The sequence below is a fragment of the Shewanella sp. SM21 genome (genome assembly GCF_025654335.1).
Taxonomy (GTDB): Bacteria; Pseudomonadota; Gammaproteobacteria; order Enterobacterales; family Shewanellaceae; genus Shewanella; species Shewanella oncorhynchi.
Map to the genome: position 1 here is coordinate 188,541 of NZ_JAKKRL010000005.1, position 26,721 is coordinate 215,261.

Consider the following 26,721-nt stretch of genomic DNA (forward strand, 5'->3'; position numbering starts at 1 on the left):
ATGAGTATTGCAATCCCAGCAGATTTAGAAGTAGCTCACGCAGAAGATCATCACGAACACCATGATGCGAGTGGCAACACCCTGTTTGGTTTTTGGATTTACCTGATGACAGACTGCATTTTGTTTGCCTCGGTTTTCGCAACCTATGCTGTGCTCTACATGAACACGGACGGTGGCGTTTCGGGTAAAGACATTTTCGAATTGGACTTTGTGCTGATCGAAACTGCCGCCCTGCTCGTCAGTAGTATTACCTATGGCATGGCGCTGATTTTTGCTAAACGCCACAACAAAGCCGCGACCTTGGCTTGGTTACTCGTCACCTTCGCCCTCGGTTGTGTGTTTATCGGGATGGAAGTCTATGAGTTCCATCACCTGATTGAACACGGCAATGGCCCACAGCGTAGCGCTTTCCTGTCCTCCTTCTTCACCCTGGTCGGTATGCACGGCTTGCACGTGACCGCAGGTCTGATTTGGATGGCGATCATGATGATTGAAGTGGCGAAAACCGGTTTAGGTCATCGCAGCATCACCCGCCTGAGCTGCTTAAGCCTGTTCTGGCATTTCCTCGACATAGTGTGGATTTGTGTATTCACGGTCGTGTATTTATTGGGAGCACTGTAATGAGCGCACATAGTCATACTGATAAGCATAGCCATGGCACTGACGATCTGGCCGCGAGCATTAAGTCATATCTAATGGGCTTTGTGCTGTCAGTGATATTAACCGCCATTCCATTTTGGGCCGTAATGACCCATCACTTCGAGAAAGCGACCACCCTTAGCTTAGTGCTAGTGATGGCGATAGTGCAGATAGTGGTACATCTTAAGTACTTCTTGCACTTAGATTTCTCGAAAGAAGGCAAAGTGAATACCTTCTCCTTCCTGTTTACCGCCCTGATTATTGTCATGGTCGTCGGCTTGTCGGTGTGGATCATACTCGAAGCCAACGCTTTGATGATGTAACGAGAAACAGTCTATGCAAACACAAGACAGATTTATGTCACCGCAATGGAAAGCACGCTTCAAAGGGTATGTGCAGGTCACTAAGCCTGGCATCATTTTCGGGAATCTGATTTCCGTTGCTGGCGGTTTTTTATTAGCCGCCAAAGGCGACGTAAATTTGGTCTTGATGCTGGCGAGCTTAGTGGGATTGTCCTTGGTCGTAGCCTCGGGTTGCGCAATCAATAACTGTATTGACCGTGATATCGACGCCAAGATGCAGCGCACCTGCAAACGCGTGACCGTCACGGGCGAAATTGCCGTGGGTAACGTACTTGCATTTGGACTCGCCTTAGGTGTGTTAGGCTTTAGCATCTTAGCCTTGTTTACCAATGCATTAGCCCTGCTATTTGCCGTTATTGGTTACATCGTTTATGTGGGGGTTTATAGCCTCTATATGAAACGTAACTCAGTGTATGGCACTTTGGTCGGCAGCTTCTCGGGCGCAGTACCGCCCGTGGTTGGCTATTGCAGTGTGACAGGGCAAATGGACATGGGCGCGGCTATTTTGCTGTTGATGTTCAGTCTATGGCAGATGCCGCATTCCTATGCCATCGCGATTTTCCGTTTTAATGACTATGCGGCAGCCAATATTCCAGTACTGCCGGTTGCAGAAGGCATGACCAAGGCAAAACTGCATATCGTGCTTTATATTGCTGTGTTCGCCTTAGTCAGTGCGCTGTTACCACTCGCGGGTTACACAGGTATCGCCTTTATGGCAGTCACCTGTGCCACTAGCCTGTGGTGGCTTGCCATGGCATTAAAAGGTTATCGCCACGGCATCGACATGCACCGCTGGGCTCGCCAAGTGTTTGGTTTTTCAATCATCACTATTACGGCGCTCAGTGTGACTATGGCGCTCGACTTCCAAGTTGTGAGTCAGGCACCGCTACTCACTTTAGTGAGGTAAACCCTAAGCTTTCAGCTAGTTGTCTAGTCCTGAAATAAGTTGATAATACAAAAGCGCTAACCAAGATTAGCGCTTTTTTTCTCTCCTAAAACAGCCCCTGAAGCATCACTTCTAAGTGAACATCATTCGCCACCACATACCGGGTAGGCTAGTAAAGCCTGTCGTATAGTGTTTTAGCTCACCCTCTTTAAAGATCATAATGGTTGGCGTCGCCTGCAATGACCAATCACGGGCAATCTTGCTGTCACTATCGTTAATAGTGTCAAAGCCATAGCCTTGATGCTGAAGATATTTTCTCAGTTTCTCATCCTCCCCCGAATTCATGGCAACCGTCACCACGGGGTAATAGGCCGACATTTGATTGACTGCCGGGCTGACAAAATTACACACAGGGCACCAAGTACCCCAAAAGTACACCAATACCGCCTGATCTTGGCTTAACTTAGCAATATCAAGCGCTTCCCCAGCCAACGTCGTCCCTTGGAGCTGCGGCAAATTATCCCGCGGGATATCTTTGCCGCGCCAGATGTCCATCACGCTGGTCACGATAAGGGCAATGAGCAGCCAAAGTGCCAGCTGCTTAATCCAGCCCAATATGCGTTTAGATAAAGATGTCGAAACCTGTTCGGCGCTCATATTTTCAGTTTCCTTTGGCGGCATCTTAACTGCTCTTCTGCGTCTTATCTTTAGCGGCAATAGCGGCTTCAAGCTGCTCTTTTAACACTTCGTAAGGCACTAATCCGGGAATAAGCGTATCGGCCACTATCATACTTGGAGTGCCACCTATGCCTAACTCATTCATTAAATTAACATTGTCATCGACCATTTTAGCCACGCGCTCATCTGTGTTGCCAACCCAACGCTCGGTTGCCGTCAGTTTAGCGACCTTAGCGATGGCGGCGGCATCGAGTCCACGCGGACTCGACATCAACATATCCTTCACCTTGAGATACTTTTCAGGCTCGTTTAACCAAACCGTTTGGGCAAAATCGACCGCCATTTTGGAGCCTTCGCCCTGCAGCGGCACCATTTTGACTATGATTTTTAACTGCGGAAATTCTTCAATCAGCTGGTTCAGCGAAGGCTCGATTTTCTTGCAGTATGGGCAGTTAAAATCGGTGAAGTACACCATCTCAATCTCAGGTGTCGCAGCGCCCTTCCACGGATCGCTTTTGATCTCATACATGGCTTTATGATGGGTCACAAGACTGGTTTGCATGGCTGTATTTGCCCCCTCTTGCTCCCTTGCTTGCCACGCAATAATCGCCTCTCTCATTAGGTCAGGATCATTGATCAAGGCATCTTTAAGAATCGCTCGCACCTCTTGTTGCTGCGCCGCCGATAAACTGCTGTCCTTGGCATAGGCCATGGTGCTCACCGAAGGCAAGGAAACCACCAGCATTGCCATGGCGACAACCGAGACAGCAAACATCTGCAACTTGCGATGTTTGAATAAAGAGCTAAATTTCGACATTTTGGTGCCTCCGATGAGTTGAGTATTCTGCATTGATTCAGTGATGTTTTGTGCTTCAATTGTCTGTTTCATAATCAATTTCCATTGTTTCAGGTCAGGGGCTTCCTGACCTGAGTATTTGTTGAGTGTCACTCGGCGAGCTACCGTACGAGATTGGCTAGTGATATTGCCGAGTGAACGGCTAGTCGTTAGCGTTATTTCCCTGCCGCTACGGATGACTTTTCAGGGGACGCAGAGGCCTGTTCAATCGCAGCAAGCACAAGGTCAGTCGATAGAATTTCCGGTAACTCAATCCCTTGCGGTGCACCCGGGCCGTAAACCACGTTGAATGGCACCCCGAAACGATTATGGCTTTGCAGGTAGTGAGTTATGGGCTCAGAAGGCGTGGTCCAATCGCCCTTCATCGGCAAAATATGCGGCTGTTGCAACAGGCTATAGACTGGATCTTGCAAGATCACGCCAACTTTATTGGCCTTACAGGTAATGCACCAATCGGCAGTGACATCGACAAACACAGTTTTGCCTTTGGCAACCTGCTGATTAATCAATGCTTGATCCAATGGCGTCCAAGCAAGATCCGCAGGTAAAGGTTTAGCCCACTGGTTCGCCGTCATAAATGCAATAACCGCCGACAGTAAAATGCCGATACCTAAGCAGCTCACAATAGCAATCGCGCCATATTTCTTAGCCATAAACACCATAAATATCAGTGTAATGACACCCGCTAATGGCCACAGGTAGAGCACATCAATAAAGCTGGCCAACAGGCTAATCAGCCACAAACTGGTGATGAGCAACATGCCGGAGAAAAACACTTTGACTGTATTCATCCAGCGACCGGGTTTAGGGAAATAACCCGCCACTTGCGGAAATGCCGCCACAATCAACCAAGGGAACGCCATACCCACGGCCAACGCGGTAAAGATGGCAAACAGGCTCAGTACATCGGCGCCCAAGGCGAAGGCGACCGCAGTCCCCAAAAATGGTGCACTGCACGGTGTCGCCAGCAGCGTCGCAAACATGCCTTGTAAAAAATGGCCGCTGTTATTATTGCCGCCCGTTGTCGCCAACTTGGTTTGCACGTTAGAGGGTAAGTTGATCTCAAACACACCTAACATATTGAAGGCAAACACTGTGGTCACCAGCGCCATAAAGCCGATAAACCAAGGGTTTTGGAACTGCACACCCCAACCAATCGCTTGACCCGTGAGCTTAAGCATTAAGATAAAGCCAGCCAGTAACCAGAATGAGGCCAATATCCCCAGCGCTGATGCGATGAACTGTTGGCGGATTTGATTACGCTTCAGATCAGGCGCAGCAACCACTGAACTGAGCTTCATGCCGAGAACGGGTAACACGCAGGGCATGACGTTTAAGATCAAACCACCGATAAGCGCTAACAAAATCATGCCAAATATCGAGGTACTTGCTTGGGAAATCACCACAGGCTTAACCTCGGCGCTGTATTCCAACGCCCGCTCGCTATCGGCGACAGTTATGTTCAGTGATTTACCCAAAACTTCAGGCTCGCCCAGCCAACTTTTACCGCTAAAAATCCCAATCAATTGCTTGCCGTTAGCATCTCTTTCGCTTGGCTTTAAGCTCACTAGCTTGAATGTGGTATCTGGCTCGCCATCGATAATCACGGTTGGACTCTGCCAGTTGGCATCATTGAGTCTGACTTCAAGTTGACCTTTGGCGGCATCCCAACCCATTGTCACCGCAGGATTCTGGCCCTCTTGGGACAACACTTTTTGTGGCACAAGCGACACGGCCTTGTTATAAGCCAACATGGCATCGGTATCCGCTTGCAGCGCATTGGGCGTGAAGTCGAGACTAATCTGATAATCCGTCAGTACACAGATAGTGGTACAGGTCGACAAGGTCACTTTGCCACGCAGCTGAGTTGGAGCAGCGATATCATCGACTTTTAGGGTTAAGGGAAAGGTGGTATTACCTTTGTAACCAAAGGTTTGTAATCCCAATAATGAGAATTCCTCTGGCGCTGGCCACCTCCAATCTACTTGCTGTAGATTGCGAGAGCCATTCCATTTTATCGTCGGCGCGATACCGCCTTCACCAGGGCTGCGCCAATAGGTTTTCCAATCACCCTCAAGTTGTACTTCAAGCACAGCAGGCAAAGTATTCGTTGCGGGATCAACTTCGCCCGTCAGCATAAAGCGTACTTTGGCTGGCGGGTGATTATCGTTAACTAACCACCCCGTCGATGCGGCCAATAGCGACGGGCTCGTCACTATTAAGGCGAGTATCCAGAATCTGGTTAACATGGATTTTAATGTACTCATTTTGTCCCCCAAATATGCATTAACTGTTTGTTATTCAATTGCATATTAATCTCTTCGATATGTCGTCACATTTGCCATTGCAATACTTAAGCGCTGTTAGACCAAGCTAAGTTAAACAAGACTCTGTGATGCTGCGTGCATGCTTACCTTGCTTTTAGGCCATATAAATATTGGCTAACGCTATGTTCTGGTTACCAATATCGTTATGGCTTAAGAAACATCAGCGTGATAGAAGGCTTAAGTTCAAGCAGTCAGATAGGGAGGTGTGATGTGTAAAATTGGATGTTCTGCAGCCGCTTAACTTTCTTTTCTACCGGCAAACTGGCGAGAAAAGTCAAATATTGACTGAGAGAAAGCATGCCTAAACAAACCCACCTATCAAATTGATAAATAAGTTTTTATTCTTGAAAGCGACAATGTGTGAGATGTATTCGCCTAGGTTTAGCTTGATAACCTTGTATGGGTAACAGTGTTATCACGCGGGAGGCGCGGGGAAGTAACGGCAGTAGGAACAGCAGGATAAGAAATGGGATGGTACTCGGAGTGTCGATACAGGTTCGGATCGATTTCTCAGACAATTCACATTTTTTAGGATCGCTTTTGACCAGCTCAGTACCCGCCATTTGGGCATCGACGTGACTAGCCATATTGCTTGAAGCTGAGCTGCTGTTTAAAGCTGAACTTGAGTTTAAAACTGAGTTGGCGCCAAAACCAGCTCCAGAAAAAGACGTAGCCGACATCGCTTGCGCGCTCGACTCTTTGAGCAACAAGTTAAGTATTCCACTATTTTGAGTCAAACAGAACAAGGTCAGAATGGTAAACACCATCACGCCCCATAGGTTGCCTGTTTGCTTAGTCGATAACTTAGAAATTTGGATTTCCCTTCGTCTTATTCTTTGATAATAAAGATAAAAAATGAGTGTCTTTCAACAGATAGCTGAAGATAAGACCGGCGGATTGTAACAATAGTTCATCAACAAGCAAATTATTTTGCCTTGCCTGACTCAAGCCATAGTCCACCATTTCAATAAAACCGCGCTTTGCTGACAGATAATTTGAGTAACAACGACCTAAGTTCTTACCATCATACTCAACGAGTTTTTATGCTCTAACATATTGATTCTGAAATAACTAGCCACAACTTAAGCAAGGCCCGCCAGAGTGACTCTTGTGCAGGCTTATTAATGACTGGAATCAAACTTTTTGCCTAAAAGATAAATACAGACAAAGCTTATGCAGAAAACCCACCATCAATCATCAAACTCGCACCAGTGATATAGCCCGCTTCTGGGCCAGCAATAAAAGCGACAAAGCTGGCGATCTCTTCGGCTTTACCATAACGCCCTAGGGCGCCCATCGCCTTAACGGGCTCGGATGAATCACCATTATCAGGGTTCATATCGGTATCCACAGGTCCAGGCTGAATATTGTTCACCGTAATAGCTCGTGGGCCTAAATCCCGCGCTAATCCCTTGGCCAAACCGACTAAGGCCGATTTACTCATGCCGTAAATCGCACCACCTACAAACGGAATACGCTCAGCGTTCGTGCTACCGATATTGATGATCCGGCCGCCGTCATTCATGTGCAGCGCGGCTTCTTGGCTCGCCACAAACACACTGCGCACATTAGTGTTAATGGTTCGCTCCCAGTCCTCTAACGTCAGGTTCTCGATGCTATCCCAAATCAACGTGCCCGCATTATTGACCACTATATCTAAGCCACCGAAATGCTCTTTGGTCTCGCGGATGGCACGACGAATCGCATCAGGCTCTGTGCTGTCGGCCTTAATGGCAATGGCTTGACCACCATGGGTGATAACTTCGTCAACAAGCAATTGTGATTGGGCTTCAGATGAAACATAGGTAAAGGCAACTGCTGCGCCGTCACTCGCTAAACGTTTAACGATGGCGGCACCGATACCACGACTACCACCTTGTACAAAAGCCACTTTACCTTGCAAATTATTCGACGATTTCATAGTTAGCTCACTCAATAGGGATAAAAATCTATGGTATAAAAAAGCGTTGTTAATCAATCACAAAATGGCGATCGCCCGTTAGTTAACGCTCTTTTTCATACTGTGGTAGTAGCTTACGCGATTCACTTCCCATGATTAAGTCACTAAAATGACCATCACTAAGTCCTTCAAGGAATTAATTGCCGTGATAAATAATCAATTTGTTGAGATACGCCATTTCGTCACAGTTGCCCAGCTCGGCAGTTTTACCTTAGCGGCGCAGGCGTTAGGCATGACAGGTTCGGCGCTCAGTAAAAGCATAGTACGATTAGAAACCCGCTTAGGTACTAAGCTGCTGCACCGCACCACAAGGCGTGTGAGCTTAACCAATGATGGCGATTCGTACCTCAAAGACTGCCAAAATGCCATGGCAATCCTAGACAATGCACAGAGCCGCCTCGGCAGCGAACAGCAAATTCCCTCAGGTCGAGTGCGAGTGGATTTACCCGTCACGTTTGGGCGGCGATATATACTGCCAACCCTATTATCACTATCGCAAAAATATCCCAAGCTCGAGTTATCCATTACCTTCAACGATAGAGCAACTGACTTGTTCAGTGACGGCATTGATTTGGCGGTGCGTGTCGGACAACTCGGCGACACTGTGGATTTAGTCGCCCGTAGATTAGGAGAACAACGCCGAGTGATCTGCGCATCTCCCGCCTATTTCGCTCGACTTGGTACGCCACAAGGCAAAGATGATCTCAGCCAGCACCAATGCATTGTCGGCTGGCCGCTTGGGCAGCAACATCGCTGGTTACTTAAAAATGAGGATGGGGTCACTGAGGCCTATGACATTCCAGTACGCCACGAAATCGCTGATTGCGAAGCCATTTTAGCGGCCACACTGGCGGGAGTGGGTTTAGCGCAAGTGCCTATATGGTTGGTTGAGGACTATCTTAAAACCGGTGAACTTATCTCGGTACTGGACGAACTCGCCAGTGACGACACACCTATCCACCTGATTTGGCTTAAAACCCCTTACCTCCAACCCAAGCTACGAGTGATCATCGAAGCACTGGCCGACTTAGCGAAAGCGCCCAAAAGCAGATTTAAGGCAGGATAAGTAAAAGGCCTCGACTGAGCGCGACCTTTGACTTTGGGACTAACGGTTACTTGCTTTGATGTACGGATTGGTCATAGAGAGTGATTGCTTTGCTGAGCGCGTCAAAATCCGCCGAACACAAATACCGCTTTAAGCTTTCAAACTTTTCGGCAGGCCAATCGTAGATTTTTAACGCCAGTAACTCAGTAATAACGTCTTTATCGAACCGATACTTGATTAATTTCGCGGGTGATCCCGCCACAATACTGTAGGGTTCGATATTTTGGGTGACAACACTATTTGCGGCAACAACCGCACCTTCACCTATCGTCACCCCTGGCATCAACATACATCTCATGCCTAACCAAGCCCCATCATCAATATGAGTATCACCTTTGCCTACGTAGGCCTCCTCGATGAAATCCATAAAGGGGTATAAACAAAACCAATCTGCTCTATGCGTATGATTTCCGCCCATTAAGATCACAACTTCGGCAGCGATACACACATAATTACCGATATAAAGTTTATCGGTAGACCACTTAGGTTCCCACTCACGGCTCACTTCATCGCCATGAAGATACCTCACCGCTGCTCCCTCAAAGCCAGCATCCCAGCAATCACTGTAATAGCTATGCTGACCTTTGACTATGATATTGGGATTGGTGACCACCTCGTGCAATAACTGAACTTTTGACCAATGCTTGTTCTGCATTGCAAATCCTCTTTATAAACAAAATAGTTAATACGAAACATAATGTTATGAGAAGTTTCACATTGGAATAGTCAGTGAATTCGCGGCTGTTTTAGCAGAGGAATGAGTTTCATAAAAAAATCACAAGTGGGTATAAAAAAGAAAATAGCCCATAAAACTGAAATATCGACATGAGCTAAGCCGTTGTCACTGAAAGCATACAATGTTCGCGATGAGAAAAATCTTCGCTATTTCATCGCGGCTTTTACATAGACATCGAAACGGTTTTTCTTGGTTTCAATAACCGTATTAGGCTTAACCCCATCCAAATCTTCGGCATAGTCTGGGCGCTTAACGACGACACGTTTAGTTGCTAAGGCTAAAGCTGGGGCGAGTAAGCCATCGGCATCTAAATCGGCACCGACTAAGGATTGGAATACACGCATTTCTTTTTTAACAAGGGCCGATTTATCACGGTGGGGGTACATAGGATCGAGGTAAACCACATCCACCTCTTGTGCCAATTTCGATAGTGCTTCTAGGCTAGACCCATGAAATAGGCGCATCCGCTCACGCATCCAATCGCCGATTTCAGCATCTTGATAAGCGCGGCGCAGGCCGTCTTCAAGCAATGCCGCAACCACAGGATGACGTTCAACCATAGTTACAGTGCAACCAAGGCTTGCGAGCACAAACGCATCGCGCCCTAAACCCGCTGTGCCATCAACCACACTCGGTGTTACCCCTTGCTTCAATCCCACCGCTTTAGCGATAGATTGGCCACGACCACCACCGAACTTACGTCTATGGGCGACGGCGCCAGTCACAAAATCCACCACTATGCCATCGAGCTTAGGCTCATCGCGTTTATGCAGTGATAAAGTATCTGATTCAAAACGCAATTCGAAGGTCGCATTCGCATCGTAGACGAGTTGCCAACGTGCACAAATATCCACAAGTGTTGGGTATTGCTGATTGAAAAAAATCGGGGTCACAGGCTGTCTTCTAACCAACGAAAATGATGGCCATTATGCCTAAAAATCTCGTTTATGAATATGCTAGTAAGCAAAACACATCGCTAAGCTCATCACTGTCTTAGCCAATTTGTCTCAGTACGCCCTTAATAATTCAAACAAGCATCACACTGTAATGTACTGATTTATAAAGGCAGCAATCTATTTGTATAACAGTTTAGTGATTTATGTTATATGTTACGTCCCCAGCCAACCTGCGTGACTTCCGTACGGGATAAGGACTTTTTTTGCTTCAATGGCTAAAAGGTTTTTTGTTTATCAGGGAGCAAGATTTTTTAAATCCTGACAAAACGATATTAAAAACCAGCTTATTGCGGATTATTCTGCTTAGTGGCGCCATCTTGACCACTAGCATAGTGCTGCATAGCTCTTTAATTGCGTATGAGTTAAACCTCACTTTCATTATCAGCATTACGGTCAGTTTTTTAACCGTACTATTCCTGTCTTTATGGTTTACGCGCAAATATTTACTCGTCAGCTCTATCAGCCTGCTGGCGATGGTTATTGCAGCCTGTTTATCTATGCTGTTGTTTATCCCCGACTTTAACTTATCGCAGGTGGGTATTACTTTCTTATATACCTTGCCCTTGATGGCGCTTTTCCTGTTTGGCAGAAAAGTCGCTTTTATTATGATGTGTTTCAACGTATTGCCTTTTTTACTGCTACTGCGTAACCAAAACCTGCCTCCCATTATTGATATTGATATCAGCCTACCTGCGACCCACGCTTATCTAAACGGTTTGCTGTTTATGTTTTTTAATATCTGTATCCCGTTGTCGGCGATGCGTCTGCTAAAAACCCAGAAAATCCATGCGCAGCAAATGATCCAGCATCAAAATGCACTGCAACATACATTAGACCAATATGCTGAAATCTTTGAAAATAATGGTACAGCCTCCTTCTTCTGCAATGAGGATGGAGTCATTCTCAACCTGAATAATGCCGCGAGGGAAATCGCTGGAGAAGTCACACTAAACAGCACTCGCCTATGTGACATTTTTGAACTTACCGAAGATACCAGCACGAATTTACTGGCGGCCTCGTTTCCGACCCATTTAAAGAACAATAACAGCACTAAATATCTGCTGCAAAAAGCCTCATTACAGCACCATGATACTTTGTTGTTTCACTGCCACGATGTCACAGAACAGGCAAACCATGCGATTGAGCTGAGTCGACTTAAAAAGCACCACATCAGCACGCATTTCTATGATTTAGTGACGGGATTACCCAACGAAAATCACTGGTATAACCCAGCGCCAAGCTTGATCCATCAGGAAATGACCGTAGCCTTAATCAAAATTGATAATCTTAGCCAAATTAATGCTGCTTTCGGTATCAGCGTCGGAGATGCCATCCTAAAAGCCTTTGCTATTGAACTCAAAAATCGCTTTGGTCATATCGCAAAAATATACCGATTTAGAGGAGCATCGTTTGCACTCGAGTTTACTAGCCTGCCGCTTATCTCCCCTGAAAACCTAGCGCTACAATTACGCGAGCGTATTCCAACAAACCTACAACTTAAGCAAGAACAACAGACTGAATATCATCTCGAGTGCAGAGTCGGTTGCAGCTCAGGTAATAAAGCCTCACCGCAGCAAGCCGCGGAGCAATGTTTAATTGCCATAAAACAAACCACCCAAGCTAGCCCAGTGATGGTGTATTACATTGGTTTGATTAACAATCTTCTCGAAGCTTCATCGCAAAAAGCCAGAATCCGTGACGCGCTGAAACACAACCGCCTTGAAATGTGGCTGCAACCTAAAGTGATGGCCAATGGCCACATTACTAGCTTTGAAGCGCTAGCCAGAATGTTTGATGAAGACGGCACTATGATCATGCCGAACACTTTTATCCCCATCATAGAGTCATCTCAATTGCAGGCGATTTTTGCGATAAAAGTCTTCAGGCAATTACTACAACTGATCCGTTCTTGGCCTAAAAATGTGCCTTTGGTTAGGATTGCCTTTAATTTATCTGGGCAAGATATTCTGTCGGATCGCTTCTTTAAAGTGTTGATCCAAACCTATATGAATCATCCTGAACTCATCCCATTGTTGGAAATTGAAATTACTGAAACCTCTGTATTTTCAACCCATAAAGAAACAGGCCGACGCCTAAACACCTTAGCTCGCATGGGGGTTTCTATCGCTATTGACGATTTTGGCACTGGCCATGCGTCATTAAGCCAGCTCATTGATATCAGTGCCGACACAATTAAAATCGACCGTTACTTTGTCAGCCAAATGGGCATTAGTGAACGCCATACCCAAATTGTTAACGCCGCCATCCTATTAGCCAAGAGCTTAAAACTCAACGTCATTGCCGAAGGTATCGAAACCGAAGCCCAGTTATTGCAACTCACTGCGCTAGGATGTGAACAATTTCAAGGTTATTTATTCGGTAAACCCGCACCAGCGAATCTCTGGCTGAAAACCTTTCAAATGCAAACCCCCACACATTGGTTTGCCAATAAAAAGAGCGCCAACTGAGGCATTAAATTTACGCCTAGAAGCATCGCAGGTATAATTGGCGACTGGCATTTGCCTCTCTTTGCTATGTTTGCAAATTACTAGGATCCCCCATGTTAAGTTACCGCCATGGTTATCACGCTGGCAATTATGCCGATGTGTTGAAACACGCCATCTTGCTACAAACCTTGCAGCTGATGCACAAAAAAGACAAACCACTCGTGTATATCGATACCCACGCAGGTGCGGGTGGTTATGCTTTAAGCGATGAATTTGCACAGAAAACAGGTGAATACCTCGAAGGTGTAGCTAAGCTTTGGGATAAAACTGACCTACCACAATCACTGCAGGACTATGTCGCCGCCGTGCGCCATTTTAATGAAGAAAATCCAGACGAACTAAACTTCTACCCAGGTTCACCCGCCATTATCGACATGGAGCTAGGGCCTAAAGATCGCATGGTCTTGCACGAGCTGCACAGCACTGATTATGTGTTATTGGATGATTATTTCTGCGAAGACAGACAAGTTAAAGTGATCAAAGGTGATGGCTTAAAAGGCCTTATCGCCGCAGTACCACCATTAGAGCGTCGTGCTCTGGTGCTAGTCGATCCTAGCTACGAGATGAAAACCGACTACCAAGATGTGGCCGAAACCCTGATAAAAGCGCACAAGCGTTTTGCTACGGGTGTGTTTATCCTGTGGTATCCAGTCGTAAATCGTGCTCAGACCGAAGGTATGTTATCGCGCCTCGCCAGCAGTGGCATTAAACGTCAGCTGAGAATTGAACAAGCCATTAAGCCCGATTCAGATGAATTTGGCATGACAGCGGCAGGATTATGGATCATCAATCCACCTTGGCAGTTAGACGAAATCGCAACTGAATTAATGGATTACTTGGGTAAAACACTTGGACAAGTGGACGGTGACATTACCGTAAAATGGGAAGTCGGCGAGTAACCTTCGATTCAAATGGCGGCGATGATCTCCGGATTTTCGCCACTTCATTTTAGCTTATCAATGCGGCAACTAAACGTCCTTCTGCTCGCGGTAACGCTTCAATAAAATTTTCACACGCTCAACATAGGCTTGGGTTTCAGGATAGGGCGGAATGCCATTGTACTGAACCACGGTCGTCGGCCCCGCATTGTAAGCCGCACAGGCCAATGCGACATCACCATTGAACTGTTTTAGCATTTGTGCCAAATACTTACTGCCACCTAAGATATTCTCTTCGGGTAAAAATGCATTCGCCACACCCATTTCTTTTGCTGTTTCTGGCATCAATTGCATTAATCCCATGGCGCCAGTTCGCGAAAGTGCACGCGCATTAAAGGCTGATTCCGCGTGGATCACAGCGCGGATTAAGGCGGGATCAAGTTGATGCTTATGGGCTGCATGGGAGATCAGGGCATCATAATTAGCGGTAAATAGCCGAATACCATTCCAGTCTATGGTCGAATCGGGACGACAGGCAAAACAGTCATATAACAAAATTTGATACTGGTTATTTGCGGGGGCTTTGTCGGTAAATACGGTGACACCATTAGCTTGTTGGTATTGATAAATTTTGAGTTTTTCTAGACCTTCACTACTCACTATGCCGCTTTGTGAGTACCGCGCCACAATACGCGGCTTAGCTTTTTCGCGCGCCTCCTCAGCATTTGCATTTATCATCAAACTCGATATCAATAATAAGCACAGGCCTAGCCCCTCAAATCTGCAGGGCAATGAAAAGGCTGCAAAAGTCAGTGTACGAGCAAGCGCTGAGCGAGTAAGCAACATCAAAGTCCCGTGTACTGATTAAGTTTAAGTACTTCAATAATAGCAAAGAGTTGCTTCATTTCTCGGTTTATCTGACTAAATTCTACTGAAAAGGTTGCGCCATGAAAAATGGACTGCATTTGAAAATGCGTTCTGCGATTCGGCAGGAACAAAGTCAATTTATTGCGGAAAAATGCACATTGAATATTGCCATCGAAATGTTTGGCAAGCTCCTGTAAGCGCTCCATAAATGCCGTATTGAGCAAATAACGTGACTCGATTTGATCCGTTGAAAACACGTCGAACTCTTTTTCAAATTGCGGATCTTCAAGTTTGACTCGTACCAGTCCCGCATGGCTGTCGGACAGGAAATTGGCTAAACCACCGCGATCCCTCAGCACAACAGTATGACCCATAAACGCTTTATGGCTACTCAGCTCAACCACTAAGCCACGAAACTGGGTTTCCGTGCGGGTCACAGTTCTGCGGCTATTCGTACCGACATCCAGCTCTTCGACTTGCACATTCTTGGTCAAGGTAAGCTCATTGACCGTCAACTCAACGCCCTTATAGCAGCCTTGTATATAGTCACCGAAGCTGACTTTGTCGTATCGCGGTAATACTTTAGCCGCAACGAGTCGATTCATGTCGAGGCGCATTTTGCGGCTATAAATAAAATCATCGCCGAAATATTTAAACATCAGCGGATAAATATCATTTTGAACCAAATGCTTAAACTCACGAGTCGGAGCAAAGCTCCACCAGCTTAATCCGACTAAGGCAAGCAATGGCAAAGGCGGGAAATAAGCGCCACCGCTGTAGTAGCCAATAACGGTGAGCAAGCTCAGCCCAAGCACTATCATCAAACTCAAATACAAACGTTTACGCGCCGCCTTAAGGCAAGCCACACGCTTAGTTTCATATTTGCGACTGATTGGAGCGATATATTCTTCGTAATAGGCTTCGAGTTGAGGTAGTTCGTCCAAATCCGCAGACAAACCAACATGACCCCGATAAGTCCGAATCGGGCTACCTAAAATAAAAGTGATGATATTCATATTGATGTCATAGTATTGCAGGGTAATAACTCACCCTGCACTGCTAAGCTTACAAGTATTCGGCCGCATCTACGGGCGCTTTTGCCGCTTCGCTTACCTCATAGAATGGCATCACTTTAATACTCGCCATAGAAGCGATAATCGAGCCGGGGAAGATTTCTACCGCAGTATTAAGCTCGGAAACTGCCGAGTTGTAAAAACGCCTCGCAGCTGAGATATGCGCTTCGACCTCGTTATAGGTCTGCATCGCCTGCAACATAGTGTTGTCAGATTTGAGCTCGGGATAGTTCTCCACATTCACCATCAAGGTGCTCATTTTGTCGTTCAACCGCTCGGCCTGAACTAAATGCTCTTTAACGGCACTCGGATCGGCCTTGTTGTAATTATTGCTGAGCTGAGTGCGTAATTCGGTGATTTCAGTGAGCAATGACTTTTCATGCTCCATAAATCGTTTAGCAATTTTTAGAATATTAGGCACAAGGTCGGCACGCTTGGTCAGCTGTACATCGATACCCGACAAGGCTTCGAGCGCGGTATTGCGCTTTTTGACTAGGCTGACGTACCAAAGATAGGTCACGATAAAAATCAGCGTTAATCCCAATAACAATTTTTCCATCTTCCATCCTTAGGTTTCTTATTCTTGTTAATAGGATACAGCTAACCATAAATGAGTGAAAATTTCACCTACGGGCTGATTAAGACAATGAAATTACTCGCTGGTCAGAGCTGGCGATGTTATCTAACGAGCAATCATCAACGAAACTGGCCATATTCAGCGATGAAAAGTGATCATCTGCATAAAAAACAGCATTTAACCTATAAATTTATCGATATTCAGCTCCGATACAGCAAACAACGTCTATAGTGATATGGCACAACATTAGAGCATCCAATTTTGCTCGTGAATACTGGACTCCTCGAGAGTCCATTTTTTTATCCTAATTTTCGCCCTCCTCACTTCAACACAGTCAATAGCAACATTTAAGTTTCAATTAAAACTTAACAATCATACTTTGCCGCTAATTTTTTAACTTTTACCTTAGCTTTCACTCCGAGTCTTGCACCTAGAGTTATCCCCTCAGCCACATCATCCACAATCGGCCGTCGGCAATGTCTCGAGTCTGTTATAGGGTCCAAATATTGCGCTGCGTAAAGGTCGACATAAAGGAAGGACGATGAGTTTTAATTCCGGCGATATTCCTCCAAAAAAAGCTTCTGAACCCAATCCACAACAGGGCGATATCAGCTCTAGTGGTTGGTTTGTACGTTTTCTCAATATTGTTGAACGCTTAGGCAATCTGCTGCCCCATCCAATCACCTTATTCGCACTGTTCTGTGTTGCAGTGATCATTATTTCAGGTATTGCGGGCTACTTTGGGTTAACCGTAGTCGATCCTAGACCTATTGGCTCACACGGCCGCAGTGCCGACGGTTTAATCCATGTGGTGAGCCTGATGAACGCCGAAGGTTTGCGGATGATAGTCTCGCATCTAGTGACCAACTTTACTGGCTTTACGCCGCTCGGCACTGTGCTCGTGGCGCTACTCGGCGTCGGGATTGCCGAACGCTCTGGCTTATTATCTGCGGCTATGCGCGCCTTAGTCATGGGTGCCTCTAAACGATTAGTCACTGTGACCATAGTATTTGCCGGCATTATGTCTAACACCGCTGCCGAGCTTGGCTATGTGGTACTTATCCCTATGGCGGCGATGATTTTCCACTCCCTTGGCCGCCATCCACTTGCAGGTTTAGCTGCCGCTTTTGCCGGGGTTTCAGGAGGTTATAGCGCTAACTTATTGCTTGGTACTGTCGATCCCTTGCTATCGGGCATTACCGAAGCAGCGGCGCGCATGATAGATCCTCAATACAACGTCGGCCCAGAAGTAAACTGGTACTTCATGTTTGTCTCCACCTTTGTGATCACTTTCCTTGGCGCCTTTGTCACCGAGAAAATCGTCGAACCTAAGTTAGGTCAATACCAAGATAATGATGCAGACGAAACCGTACTGCATTCGATGGAGAGCATCAGTGCTATTGAGAAACGCGGCTTAAAATGGGCTGGGTTATCTATGTTAGTGCTCGCGGTTATTTTAGCGATTTCAGTCGTACCAGAAGGCGCACCGCTGCGCCATCCTGAAACCGGTCTCATCTCAGGTTCACCATTCCTCAAGGGCATAGTCGCCTTTATCTTTATCTGTTTTGCCATACCGGGCTTTATTTACGGCAAAGTCGTGGGCAGCATCAAAAATGATAAAGATGTCATCAATGCCATGTCCCACAGCATGAGCACTATGGGCATGTATATCGTCCTCGTCTTTTTCGCCGCACAGTTTGTCGCCTTCTTCAACTGGAGTAATTTAGGCGCTGTATTGGCGGTGTTAGGTGCCGATGCTCTGCAATCCATTGGCTTGACGGGCCCGATCGTATTTTTGTTCTTTATTACGCTCTGCGGCATTATCAACTTGATGCTTGGCAGTGCCTCGGCCCAGTGGGCCATTACCGCTCCTATTTTTGTGCCTATGCTGATGCTGGTTGGTTATGCGCCCGAAACGATTCAAGCGGCGTACCGTATTGGGGATTCGGTGACTAACTTAATCACACCTATGATGAGTTACTTTGGTTTGATCTTAGCGGTTGCCTGTCGTTACCAGAAAAACCTAGGGATAGGTACGCTGATCGCCACTATGCTGCCGTACTCGCTCGTGTTTTTCGTGGGTTGGACAGCATTCTTCTTCCTGTGGGTATTTGGCTTTGGTCTGCCCGTTGGGCCGGGAGCCGCGACTTACTACACGCCTTAACCGCAATAAAAAGGGCGTCGATGATGAAGTCGACGCCCTTTCTTTATTCGATAGCTTTAGTCGTATAGCCATTCCATTAACAGACTGCAGATCATCAAAAAAATACCTAGATTAAACACATAGGTCTGTAGGGTAGATTTTAATGTCGAGTCCTCAGCTTGCGACACTATCTGGCTCACTGACATAAAAAATAATTGAGGTGCTAACCCCATGCCCACAAATAACACAGCAGCACCGACACAGCGAGTTAACTCTGGTAGTACAAGCTCCTGCAAGTAAAATGCATAAACGCCATAGGCCAAAAACGCCAGCGCTATACCATGGCATATCATTCCCACGATAAGTTGCTTAGTGGCAAGATTACCCCACGAAAACACCATGTCACCCCTACACTCAGCTTAACCAGAACTATTGATACTATTGGGCGCGCAGTTTATCTCGCTTACAATTAATCTGCACCCACACAAACCAACCAAATAAAATACCGCCAATGGGATAAATATAGAGCGCTCTTTGCAGTTCCGCCCAGAATGGATCGCCCGAGATAAAATAATGTATTAAGGCGACCACGAGGGAGGTCAGCATACCCCAGAAAAATACGCCAAAGACCAAAATGACGTACATCTTACCCTTAGCAATGAGTGCATCTAGTTTTTGCAATTCCAATGCAGCATCATCCATGTTTCGTCCTCTTAACTGCCTCAGCGCAATATGCCAGAACTCGCGCACAGTGCCTATCCATCTTTATAACTAACAGCATTAAAATAACAAAAAGCCCTGCAATTGCAGGGCTTTAGTTTAGAAGTTTAGAAACGATCGAGCTTATTCAGCTGAGTTTGGCTTCTGTTCTTTACCTTTCTTCTCGCGCTTACTGAAGAGACGCTCCACTATCACGAAGAATAATGGTACGAAGAAGATCCCTAGGAAAGTCGAGCTCATCATACCGCCGAGTACACCTGTACCAATGGCGTTTTGACTACCAGAGCCTACACCAGTACTGATAGCTAACGGCACAACACCCAGACCAAAGGCTAGAGACGTCATTAAGATGGGGCGAAGACGCACACGCACCGCATGTAAGGTCGCCTCAACTAAGCCTGAACCTTTCTCATAGAACTCTTTAGCGAATTCCACAATCAAGATGGCGTTCTTAGTCGCTAACCCTACTGTGGTTAACAGCCCCACTTGGAAGAACACGTCGTTTGGCAAGCCGCGACCATTCATTGCAATCAAGGCACCGATGATCCCGAGCGGAACCACGAGCACAACAGCAAAGGGTACCGACCAGCTTTCATAGAGTGCTGCCAATACTAAGAAGACCACTAAGATCGACAGAGCATACAGCGCTGGCGCTTGGTTACCCGATAGACGTTCTTCATACGATAGACCGTTCCACGCGACACCAAAACCAGGAGGAAGCTGCTTGGCTAAGTCTTCCATAATTGTCATAGCTGCACCGGTACTGAAACCAGGAGCCGTGGCACCTTGAATGTTCATCGATGGTAAGCCGTTAAAGCGTTCTAAACGTGGAGAACCGTATTCCCATGCACCAGTGGCAAACGCAGAGAATGGCACCATGTCACCCTTGTTATTGCGCACGTACCAAGAATCTAAATCTCCCGGTTGCATACGATACTGGGCATCACCTTGCACATATACTTTCTTCACGCGGCCGCGGTCAATAAAGTCATTCACATAAGAACCACCCCAAGCCGTTGCAAGCACATTGTTCACATTAGTGATTTCAATGCCTAACGCGCTCAACTTAGCGTGATCTACATGTAATTGATAAATTGGCGCATCTTCTTGACCGTTTGGACGCACACCCACCAGATTTGGATTCTGTGCCGCCATACCAAGCAGTTGATTACGTGCCGCCACTAACTTCTCGTGGCCTTGGCCGTTCTTATCCTGCAGGTACATGTCGAAACCGTTCGCCGTCCCCAACTCGATTACCGCAGGCGGTACGAAGGCGAATACTAAGGCATCTTTCATCTGACCGAACACACCCATAGCACGACCAGCAATAGACTTCACGTCCATACCAGGCGCTTCACGTTCAGACCAATCCTTCAAACCAACGAAGGCGATACCCATGTTTTGCCCTTGACCCGCAAAACTGAAGCCCGCCACGCTAAACACCGACCTCACGCCCTCCTCAGCCATAAAGTGATCAGACACTTTCTCCAATACTTTTAAGGTACTTTCTTGAGTTGAGTTAGTCGGCAAAATGGCTTGCGTGAACAAAATACCTTGGTCTTCATCTGGTAAGAACGCCGTAGGCATACGGATAAAGATCCAACCCACTGCAATAACCAGCACAACGTAAATCGCCATTACTCTAAAGCCGCGCTTGATGATCCCAGCAACGCTCGATTCATAACGATTAGTCAGTTTATCGAAACTACGGTTAAACCAACCAAAGAAGCCAGTTTCGATATGAGCATGGCCCTTCTTAATCGGTTTGAGCATAGTCGCACAAAGTGCAGGTGTTAAAATCAAAGCAACTAGAACAGACAACGCCATCGCAGATACGATAGTGATAGAGAACTGACGATAAATAACCCCCGTTGAACCTGACATAAATGCCATAGGGACAAACACTGCAGAGAGGGTCAGACCGATACCGACTAAAGCACCAGTAATTTGATCCATCGACTTACGCGTCGCTTCCAGTGGACTTAAGCCCTCCTCGGCCATTACCCGCTCGACGTTTTCCACCACCACAATCGCATCGTCCACCAGCAAACCAATGGCGAGCACCATAGCAAACATGGTTAAAGTGTTAATCGAGAAACCCGCTAACGACAGAATCGCAAAGGTTCCCAGCAATACCACTGGTACCGCAATAGTCGGGATCAAAGTTGCACGGAAATTTTGCAAGAAGAGGTACATGATGATGAACACTAGTACAATAGCTTCAAGCAAGGTATGCACTACACCTTCTATCGATTTTTCAACGAAAGGCGTTGTATCGTATGGATAAACAACTTCTAGCCCTTGCGGGAAGAAAGGTTTCATCTCAGCAATTTTTTCACGAACAGCTTCAGCAGTATCAAGCGCGTTAGCACCCGTTGCCAGCTTAATCGCTAACCCTGTCGCAGGTTGACCGTTATACAGTGACACCACAGCATAACTTTCAGAACCTAATTCAACCCGTGCCACATCGCTTAGGAAGACGTTTGCGCCTGAAATATCCGATTTAAGGATAATTTTGCGGAACTCTTCTGCCGTTTGTAAGCGGCTTTGAGCCGATACCGTTGCGTTCAACTCTTGGCCTGCCACAGAGGGCGCGCCACCTAACTGTCCAGCTGAAACTTGAGCGTTTTGAGAACGAATCGCAGCGATAACGTCTAAACTGGTCAAGTTGTATTGAGTCAATTTCAACGGATCTAGCCATATACGCATCGCATATTGGGCACCAAACAGCTGAATTTCACCTACGCCCGGTACGCGACTCATAGGATCTTGAATGTTCGCACCAACATAGTCGGCGATATCGCCTTTATCTAACGAACCATCGGTCGATACGAAGCCTAATACCATTAAGAAGCCTGAACTCGACTTGTTAACGTTAACCCCTTGCGCCTGCACCTCTTGCGGTAACAGGGTCATAGCACCCTGTAACTTGTTCTGTACTTGAACCTGTGCAATATCCGGATCGGCTTCAGCGTTAAAGGTTAAAGTGATCTCAGCATTACCAAAACTGTCACTGGCTGAGGCGATATAACGGAGGTGATCGATACCCGTCATACGTTGCTCAATCACCTGAGTCACAGAATCTTCAACAATCTTAGCGGAAGCGCCAGGATAGTTAGCACTGATCACCACGGTCGGTGGTGCAATGTTAGGATATTGGGACACTGGCAGCGAGCGGATCGAAAGGATCCCCGCCAGCATAATAATCAAGGAGATCACCCACGCAAAGATGGGGCGATCAATAAAAAAACGTGCCATAGCTATGCCCTATTGTGCTTGCGTTTCAGAAATAACTTTGGTGGTTACTGGAGCGCCGGGACGAACTTTCTGTAATCCTTCCACAATCAACTTGTCGCCCACAGTTAAACCAGAAGTGACTCGCCATTGGTTGTTAATCACTTCTGCGGTCGTCACTGTTTTCGCTTCGACTAAACCTTGGTCATTCACCACCATAGCCACAGCTTCACCCTTAGAGTTACGCGTAATCGCTTTTTGTGGAACCAAGATAGCCTGTGGATCAGTACCCGCATTTAACATAGCGCGAACATACATGCCAGGTAACAAGATACCTTCAGGGTTAGGGAATTCGGCGCGCAGAATAACTGAGCCAGTGTTTGGATCCACGCTCACTTCAGCGAACTGCAACTTACCCGGATGACTATATTGAGTGCCATCTTCAAGCAATAATTTCACGTCTGCATTTTCTGAAGCTTGTAGCTTACCTTGCTGCAACTTAGCTTTAAGACGTAACAACTGAGCACTCGATTGCGCGATATCCACATTGATAGGATCAAGTTGTTGAATCGTCGCCAGCGTTTGGCTCTGGTTGGCAGTGACTAACGCACCCGCAGTCACACTCGATTTACCGATACGACCAGAGATAGGCGCTAATACTTCAGTATATTGCAGGTTGATTTTAGCGGTGTTAATCGCAGCTTCAGCCACGGTTACATTCGCTAATGCTTCTTTATAAGCCGCTTCAGCTTCATCGAACTCTTGCTTACTGATGGCGTTGGTTTTTACCAATTGCTGATAACGTGCCGCCTTAGCTTTTGCTGAGGCTAAGCCCGCATTCGCTCTGGCTAAATCAGCATTGGCACTCACTAAAGCAGCTTTATAAGTTGAAGAATCAATCTGATACAAGGATTCACCCTGTTTCACATTGCCACCTTCAACAAAACTACGCTTAGTGATAATACCGTTAACCTGTGGACGAACTTCAGCCTCGAGGAAAGCTTTACTGCGTCCTGGTAATTCCACCTGAATCACTTGTGGCTGGGCAACAACATTAAGGATTCCCACTTCCATACTACGTGGACCAGCACCCGCCTGAGCGCTCTCTTCTTGAGGGCTGCAAGCTGCCATCCATAACGCCACGCTTATAACTGAGGCAAGTTTAATTGTCTGCCGCATGAGAACTCCTTCAAATATTAACTGCCCACATACCAGTACACTTATTGCGCTGACACGAGCCGTAATTGTAACTAAAATCAAATCCGTTATTTATCTCATAGCCTATATGAATCAACAAGGAAGATAACGAAACTAAATTGTAAACTAATGAAAATTTTCACTCATTCAGCATTACTATATTCATCGAATTGTTATTCGATTTAAAAAATCGGTTAACTTTGAGTGGCATTGTTAGGGGGATATGCCGTAAAACCCCCAATAAGCCTACTCCATATTGAATATGTTGCAAATCTGTTCATATTCTAGACTTGCGGCAGGCCAAGGCCCACAGCTCAATGACGTTAGCTTAACCGTCACTTGTTGCAATAATTTGTACATAGAGACGAAAACGCAGCGCGCTTGTTTTTACTCAGGCCACTCTCAGCATCAAGTCGTTAAAAACGACCCTATCAAGACTGACAATACCGAAAGAGAGTAAGCAAAGAGCTGGCTTCAGACTGCTTGTGCGTAAAAACATGAATACATCCGATAGCGGATTGCTGTGCAGTTTATTACATCTACTATTTGTGCACGGCTAAAATGCAGCGCCAGCGTTATGAGTCAACGCCATACAATTAAACAGTCACAAATAATAGCTAGCGGGCTATTTTAGTGGTTACCCCAAAACGGAGCAAACCCGAAATTCAGATTAATACCCCATTAAATGAAACTCAGACTCCCACAAATAATGCTTCTGTAATGAAAAATATTGCTAGCAAAGCAATATTTGTCTATTAAAACTAATTTGTTCATCTTCAATCACAACTTAACAGGACTAAATTCGATTATCGCCCACGCTGCAAGCCAAAATACGGCTGATATCAGCCAAACAACGACCCGACTCCTGTTGCCACTGATTAAATACGGCTTGCACTTGCTTAAGCGCCGTTTGTGATGAAAAGCCCGCATCGACTAACTTATGTGCTTTAAAATAACCTTGTACATCATCGGTTAACAAAAAAGTATCTTTGCCAATACCGCGCAGAAAATAGGGACCCGTATTGCCGCCCAATCGAGTACCTCGTTTCTTCAACAACGCCCACAAACCAATAATATCCTGCGTCGGCCAAGCGGCGATCAGCTGCGCCAAGCTGCCATGTTCGCGAGCAACATCGTGGATCATCAGAGCATTATCATAAATGGCTTGAGTCTTTTTAAGATGGCGAATCAAGGTCGCATCACTTGCCCGCGCTTGAATTTGCTCAGGCGATAACATTAATACTTTATGCGGTTCGAACCCAAAGAAAGACTTCTCATACTCGGGCCATTTGTTCACAACCACCCGCCATACAAAACCACTTTGAAACACCTGACGGCTCATCGCCGACAATAATTCAGCATCCCGATATTGGCGAATTTCATCATCAGACAGGCAACCAGACAATAAGGCTTCGAGTCCAGCAGGTCCGCCTTTGCGCTCACTGGCTCTGGCATAAATAGATGAAAAACGCTCTAACTGGCTCATATTATTACCTTTAAAATGATTAAATCCCGACACTTTCTATATGGGCTCATAATACCGATTTTTATCCCTGATGGATCACTTGGCTTTGCCAAGAAAAATTGTGTTTGTTCCAGCATTTTTTAAGAAAACTCTTACAGCAGGCGCTTCAATTACGACTAAAGTTAAAACGTAAAGTCCGCAAAAGACTGGGTTTGGAGTGAGTGCCTATGGAGCTTTTTTATCACCCGTTATCACGCTATTCACAGAAAGTGCTCATCGCACTTTATGAAAAGCAGGCCAACTTCTATCCCAGAATCATAGATCTACGCGACCCTTTGTCTCGCAAGGAATTTCACCAACGTTATCCGCAAGCGCGAATCCCTCTGCTTAAAGCCCAAAATGAACAGCTGATACCCGAATCCAGCATTATTATCGAGTACTTAGATAGGCATTTTGAAAACAGTACCCAGCTGCTGCCACAAGAACCACAACGCAACTTACAGGTACGTTTGTTCGATCGCATCATAGACAATGATATTAACAACCCATTATTTCAATTAGAAAAGTTAAAGCATATAGAAAACAGCAATGAATTCGAAATCAAACAATTAGAGAAGCAACTACTGACACAGTTTCAACGCTTAGACGCGCAACTCACACAACATCATTGGGTCTGTGGCGACAGTTTTACCTTAGCCGACTGTGCACTAATCCCTTGTTTAAGCTATAGCTTCCAACATCTAAACCTGTTGGATTTAGATGAAATCGTGCGCTATTGGCAACAGGCACAACTGCGTGGCGCTTGGATGTTAGTACAAGAAGAGGTGTTACTGGCTGAGATGGAGGAAACGACGGGAATAAGAGGCATACCTTAGCGAGTAAGTCATGCCTCAACACAATCATATATTACGTTCTTTCTTCAACTGCAAAAACGCTTTCCACTTCACGACTTCTGGCGGCAACTCAGGTGCAGCATCGGTATAACCCGCTTCTTTCACGAGGACATCTAGCGGCACTTGCTTACCTTTGCACACAAACACACCGCGCACATGCACGATACAATGTAGGCCACGTTCGCTCACAAAGCGTTGTTCAATATAGAAATATTTTTCATCCCAACCGACGACTTTGGTTTCAATCTCAAAAGTTTTCAGCGGCTTAATATCGCGAATATAGGTAAATTCGGCGGCGTTAACTATCGGCATCCACTTCAACTTTAAGAAACGTTTCAGTAGACCCATCTCAGCCAACATATAAGTCCGCGCCAGATCCATAAACGCGGGATAGCGAGAATTAGTGAGATGGAAATTGATGTCGCAATCGCTCGGTAAAGCACGATAAGTGATACGGCTTGTCCCTAGAAAATCGATCTTACGACAATGGCGCGTGCGCCAGAATAACAACCAAAACAAACGAAAATACAGATTCATAACGCGCCGCCCTTGAAATAAGAGCCACAGGCTAACAGAGGTCATACCACAGGGCAAGCGGGATATAGCTCACAAAAAAGACGCCCTAAGGCGTCTTTTTATCGTTCGATTAAGCTAAATACCCT

At 46.1% G+C, this 26,721-nt stretch carries 24 protein-coding genes; 8 read left to right on the forward strand and 16 right to left on the reverse strand.

Going from position 1 to position 26,721, the window contains the following annotated elements; genetic code table 11:
* The 3 genes from cyoC to cyoE are packed head-to-tail and all read left to right on the forward strand — an operon-like array spanning position 1 to position 1,908.
* Positions 1 to 621 (forward strand): cytochrome o ubiquinol oxidase subunit III, encoded by a 621-nt coding sequence (gene cyoC, locus L5L94_RS08530; RefSeq protein WP_263162515.1) that lies wholly within the window; start codon positions 1 to 3, stop codon positions 619 to 621.
* Positions 621 to 962 carry a cytochrome o ubiquinol oxidase subunit IV gene (gene cyoD, locus L5L94_RS08535; protein WP_263162517.1) on the forward strand — a complete coding sequence of 114 codons (342 nt, stop codon included), beginning with the start codon at positions 621 to 623 and terminating at the stop codon, positions 960 to 962. The genes cyoC and cyoD overlap by 1 nt, the downstream gene beginning before the upstream one ends.
* 13 nt (positions 963 to 975) lie before the next feature.
* Positions 976 to 1,908 carry a heme o synthase gene (gene cyoE / locus L5L94_RS08540; RefSeq protein ID WP_263162520.1) on the forward strand — a complete coding sequence of 311 codons (933 nt, stop codon included), beginning with the start codon at positions 976 to 978 and terminating at the stop codon, positions 1,906 to 1,908.
* Between the two features lie 111 nt (positions 1,909 to 2,019).
* On the opposite strand, the gene L5L94_RS08545 is transcribed toward cyoE, so the two are convergent.
* The 5 genes from L5L94_RS08545 to L5L94_RS08565 all read right to left on the reverse strand — a co-directional run bounded on the left by L5L94_RS08545 (position 2,020) and on the right by L5L94_RS08565 (position 7,669).
* Positions 2,020 to 2,544 (reverse strand): protein disulfide oxidoreductase, encoded by a 525-nt coding sequence (locus tag L5L94_RS08545; protein WP_263162522.1) that lies wholly within the window; start codon positions 2,542 to 2,544, stop codon positions 2,020 to 2,022.
* A 25-nt stretch (positions 2,545 to 2,569) separates the two neighbouring features.
* A complete protein-coding gene (locus L5L94_RS08550) occupies positions 2,570 to 3,454 on the reverse strand; it encodes a DsbA family protein (RefSeq protein WP_263162524.1) in 885 nt (294 codons plus the stop codon).
* 122 nt (positions 3,455 to 3,576) lie between these two features.
* Positions 3,577 to 5,688 (reverse strand): protein-disulfide reductase DsbD family protein, encoded by a 2,112-nt coding sequence (locus L5L94_RS08555; RefSeq protein WP_263147335.1) that lies wholly within the window; start codon positions 5,686 to 5,688, stop codon positions 3,577 to 3,579.
* Between the two features lie 398 nt (positions 5,689 to 6,086).
* On the reverse strand, positions 6,087 to 6,515 hold the full coding sequence (locus L5L94_RS08560; RefSeq protein WP_263162526.1) for a hypothetical protein: 429 nt from the start codon (positions 6,513 to 6,515) through the stop codon (positions 6,087 to 6,089).
* A gap of 404 nt (positions 6,516 to 6,919) precedes the next feature.
* Positions 6,920 to 7,669: a 3-oxoacyl-ACP reductase family protein gene (locus L5L94_RS08565; RefSeq protein ID WP_263162529.1), complete on the reverse strand. Its 750-nt coding sequence runs from the start codon at positions 7,667 to 7,669 to the stop codon at positions 6,920 to 6,922.
* 184 nt (positions 7,670 to 7,853) lie between these two features.
* Here L5L94_RS08565 and L5L94_RS08570 point away from each other — a divergent pair, with 184 nt between their 5' ends.
* Positions 7,854 to 8,774, forward strand: a complete 921-nt coding sequence (locus tag L5L94_RS08570; RefSeq protein ID WP_263162531.1) for a LysR family transcriptional regulator — start codon at positions 7,854 to 7,856, stop codon at positions 8,772 to 8,774.
* Between the two features lie 46 nt (positions 8,775 to 8,820).
* On the opposite strand, the gene L5L94_RS08575 is transcribed toward L5L94_RS08570, so the two are convergent.
* Both L5L94_RS08575 and L5L94_RS08580 read right to left on the reverse strand, forming a co-directional pair.
* Entirely contained in the window at positions 8,821 to 9,468 is a 648-nt protein-coding gene (locus tag L5L94_RS08575) for a CatB-related O-acetyltransferase (RefSeq protein WP_263162534.1), read from the reverse strand.
* A 227-nt stretch (positions 9,469 to 9,695) separates the two neighbouring features.
* The gene (locus L5L94_RS08580) at positions 9,696 to 10,442 is read right to left on the reverse strand and encodes a class I SAM-dependent methyltransferase (protein WP_107949945.1); all 747 of its coding nucleotides are present in this window, start codon (positions 10,440 to 10,442) and stop codon (positions 9,696 to 9,698) included.
* Positions 10,443 to 10,708: 266 nt separating this feature from the next.
* On the opposite strand from L5L94_RS08580, the gene L5L94_RS08585 reads away from it, so the two are divergent.
* Both L5L94_RS08585 and L5L94_RS08590 read left to right on the forward strand, forming a co-directional pair.
* Complete coding sequence (locus L5L94_RS08585) at positions 10,709 to 12,973, forward strand: GGDEF domain-containing phosphodiesterase (protein ID WP_105250693.1); 2,265 nt, start codon at positions 10,709 to 10,711, stop codon at positions 12,971 to 12,973.
* Between the two features lie 92 nt (positions 12,974 to 13,065).
* Positions 13,066 to 13,911, forward strand: a complete 846-nt coding sequence (locus L5L94_RS08590; protein WP_105250694.1) for a 23S rRNA (adenine(2030)-N(6))-methyltransferase RlmJ — start codon at positions 13,066 to 13,068, stop codon at positions 13,909 to 13,911.
* A gap of 69 nt (positions 13,912 to 13,980) precedes the next feature.
* On the opposite strand, the gene L5L94_RS08595 is transcribed toward L5L94_RS08590, so the two are convergent.
* Genes L5L94_RS08595 through L5L94_RS08605 form a run of 3 tightly spaced genes read right to left on the reverse strand, consistent with a single transcriptional unit; the run spans position 13,981 to position 16,389 of the window.
* A complete protein-coding gene (locus L5L94_RS08595) occupies positions 13,981 to 14,736 on the reverse strand; it encodes a lytic transglycosylase domain-containing protein (protein ID WP_263162538.1) in 756 nt (251 codons plus the stop codon).
* Positions 14,736 to 15,773, reverse strand: a complete 1,038-nt coding sequence (locus L5L94_RS08600) for a DUF3137 domain-containing protein (protein ID WP_263162541.1) — start codon at positions 15,771 to 15,773, stop codon at positions 14,736 to 14,738. Before L5L94_RS08600 ends, L5L94_RS08595 begins: the two co-directional genes overlap by 1 nt.
* Before the next feature lie 49 nt (positions 15,774 to 15,822).
* Positions 15,823 to 16,389 (reverse strand): LemA family protein, encoded by a 567-nt coding sequence (locus L5L94_RS08605; RefSeq protein ID WP_173497831.1) that lies wholly within the window; start codon positions 16,387 to 16,389, stop codon positions 15,823 to 15,825.
* Between the two features lie 559 nt (positions 16,390 to 16,948).
* On the opposite strand from L5L94_RS08605, the gene L5L94_RS08610 reads away from it, so the two are divergent.
* Positions 16,949 to 18,571, forward strand: coding sequence for an AbgT family transporter (locus L5L94_RS08610; protein ID WP_263162544.1), 1,623 nt, complete (start codon positions 16,949 to 16,951; stop codon positions 18,569 to 18,571).
* 56 nt (positions 18,572 to 18,627) lie between these two features.
* Here L5L94_RS08610 and L5L94_RS08615 read toward each other — a convergent pair whose 3' ends face one another.
* From L5L94_RS08615 to L5L94_RS08635, 5 genes are all read right to left on the reverse strand, one after another.
* A complete protein-coding gene (locus tag L5L94_RS08615; protein WP_113940205.1) occupies positions 18,628 to 18,951 on the reverse strand; it encodes a hypothetical protein in 324 nt (107 codons plus the stop codon).
* Positions 18,952 to 18,988: 37 nt separating this feature from the next.
* The gene (locus tag L5L94_RS08620) at positions 18,989 to 19,252 is read right to left on the reverse strand and encodes a hypothetical protein (RefSeq protein ID WP_263162547.1); all 264 of its coding nucleotides are present in this window, start codon (positions 19,250 to 19,252) and stop codon (positions 18,989 to 18,991) included.
* Positions 19,253 to 19,393: 141 nt separating this feature from the next.
* Positions 19,394 to 22,528, reverse strand: a complete 3,135-nt coding sequence (locus L5L94_RS08625; protein WP_105250702.1) for an efflux RND transporter permease subunit — start codon at positions 22,526 to 22,528, stop codon at positions 19,394 to 19,396.
* A gap of 9 nt (positions 22,529 to 22,537) precedes the next feature.
* A complete protein-coding gene (locus tag L5L94_RS08630) occupies positions 22,538 to 23,683 on the reverse strand; it encodes an efflux RND transporter periplasmic adaptor subunit (protein WP_105250703.1) in 1,146 nt (381 codons plus the stop codon).
* Positions 23,684 to 24,497: 814 nt separating this feature from the next.
* On the reverse strand, positions 24,498 to 25,187 hold the full coding sequence (locus L5L94_RS08635) for a DNA-3-methyladenine glycosylase I (RefSeq protein WP_219235075.1): 690 nt from the start codon (positions 25,185 to 25,187) through the stop codon (positions 24,498 to 24,500).
* A gap of 206 nt (positions 25,188 to 25,393) precedes the next feature.
* On the opposite strand from L5L94_RS08635, the gene L5L94_RS08640 reads away from it, so the two are divergent.
* On the forward strand, positions 25,394 to 26,041 hold the full coding sequence (locus L5L94_RS08640; protein ID WP_263162550.1) for a glutathione S-transferase family protein: 648 nt from the start codon (positions 25,394 to 25,396) through the stop codon (positions 26,039 to 26,041).
* 24 nt (positions 26,042 to 26,065) lie between these two features.
* Here the strand turns inward: L5L94_RS08640 and L5L94_RS08645 are convergent, their stop codons facing one another.
* Positions 26,066 to 26,596, reverse strand: a complete 531-nt coding sequence (locus tag L5L94_RS08645) for a thioesterase family protein (protein ID WP_263162553.1) — start codon at positions 26,594 to 26,596, stop codon at positions 26,066 to 26,068.
* Positions 26,597 to 26,721 lie beyond the last annotated feature (125 nt).

Bases quoted from the DNA above. Each gene is read 5' to 3' on its own strand.
- L5L94_RS08545 (WP_263162522.1), bottom strand. From the start codon at position 2,544: ATGAGCGCCGAACAGGTTTCGACATCTTTATCTAAACGCATATTGGGC.
- L5L94_RS08600 (WP_263162541.1), bottom strand. From the start codon at position 15,773: ATGAATATCATCACTTTTATTTTAGGTAGCCCGATTCGGACTTATCGG.
- L5L94_RS08620 (WP_263162547.1), bottom strand. From the start codon at position 19,252: ATGGATGATGCTGCATTGGAATTGCAAAAACTAGATGCACTCATTGCT.
- cyoC (WP_263162515.1), top strand. From the start codon at position 1: ATGAGTATTGCAATCCCAGCAGATTTAGAAGTAGCTCACGCAGAAGAT.
- L5L94_RS08645 (WP_263162553.1), bottom strand. From the start codon at position 26,596: ATGAATCTGTATTTTCGTTTGTTTTGGTTGTTATTCTGGCGCACGCGC.
- L5L94_RS08555 (WP_263147335.1), bottom strand. From the start codon at position 5,688: ATGAGTACATTAAAATCCATGTTAACCAGATTCTGGATACTCGCCTTA.
- L5L94_RS08560 (WP_263162526.1), bottom strand. From the start codon at position 6,515: ATGGTGTTTACCATTCTGACCTTGTTCTGTTTGACTCAAAATAGTGGA.
- L5L94_RS08635 (WP_219235075.1), bottom strand. From the start codon at position 25,187: ATGAGCCAGTTAGAGCGTTTTTCATCTATTTATGCCAGAGCCAGTGAG.
- L5L94_RS08590 (WP_105250694.1), top strand. From the start codon at position 13,066: ATGTTAAGTTACCGCCATGGTTATCACGCTGGCAATTATGCCGATGTG.
- L5L94_RS08640 (WP_263162550.1), top strand. From the start codon at position 25,394: ATGGAGCTTTTTTATCACCCGTTATCACGCTATTCACAGAAAGTGCTC.
- L5L94_RS08575 (WP_263162534.1), bottom strand. From the start codon at position 9,468: ATGCAGAACAAGCATTGGTCAAAAGTTCAGTTATTGCACGAGGTGGTC.
- L5L94_RS08625 (WP_105250702.1), bottom strand. From the start codon at position 22,528: ATGGCACGTTTTTTTATTGATCGCCCCATCTTTGCGTGGGTGATCTCC.
- L5L94_RS08605 (WP_173497831.1), bottom strand. From the start codon at position 16,389: ATGGAAAAATTGTTATTGGGATTAACGCTGATTTTTATCGTGACCTAT.
- cyoD (WP_263162517.1), top strand. From the start codon at position 621: ATGAGCGCACATAGTCATACTGATAAGCATAGCCATGGCACTGACGAT.
- L5L94_RS08610 (WP_263162544.1), top strand. From the start codon at position 16,949: ATGAGTTTTAATTCCGGCGATATTCCTCCAAAAAAAGCTTCTGAACCC.
- L5L94_RS08595 (WP_263162538.1), bottom strand. From the start codon at position 14,736: ATGTTGCTTACTCGCTCAGCGCTTGCTCGTACACTGACTTTTGCAGCC.
- L5L94_RS08565 (WP_263162529.1), bottom strand. From the start codon at position 7,669: ATGAAATCGTCGAATAATTTGCAAGGTAAAGTGGCTTTTGTACAAGGT.
- L5L94_RS08630 (WP_105250703.1), bottom strand. From the start codon at position 23,683: ATGCGGCAGACAATTAAACTTGCCTCAGTTATAAGCGTGGCGTTATGG.
- L5L94_RS08615 (WP_113940205.1), bottom strand. From the start codon at position 18,951: ATGGTGTTTTCGTGGGGTAATCTTGCCACTAAGCAACTTATCGTGGGA.
- L5L94_RS08550 (WP_263162524.1), bottom strand. From the start codon at position 3,454: ATGAAACAGACAATTGAAGCACAAAACATCACTGAATCAATGCAGAAT.
- cyoE (WP_263162520.1), top strand. From the start codon at position 976: ATGCAAACACAAGACAGATTTATGTCACCGCAATGGAAAGCACGCTTC.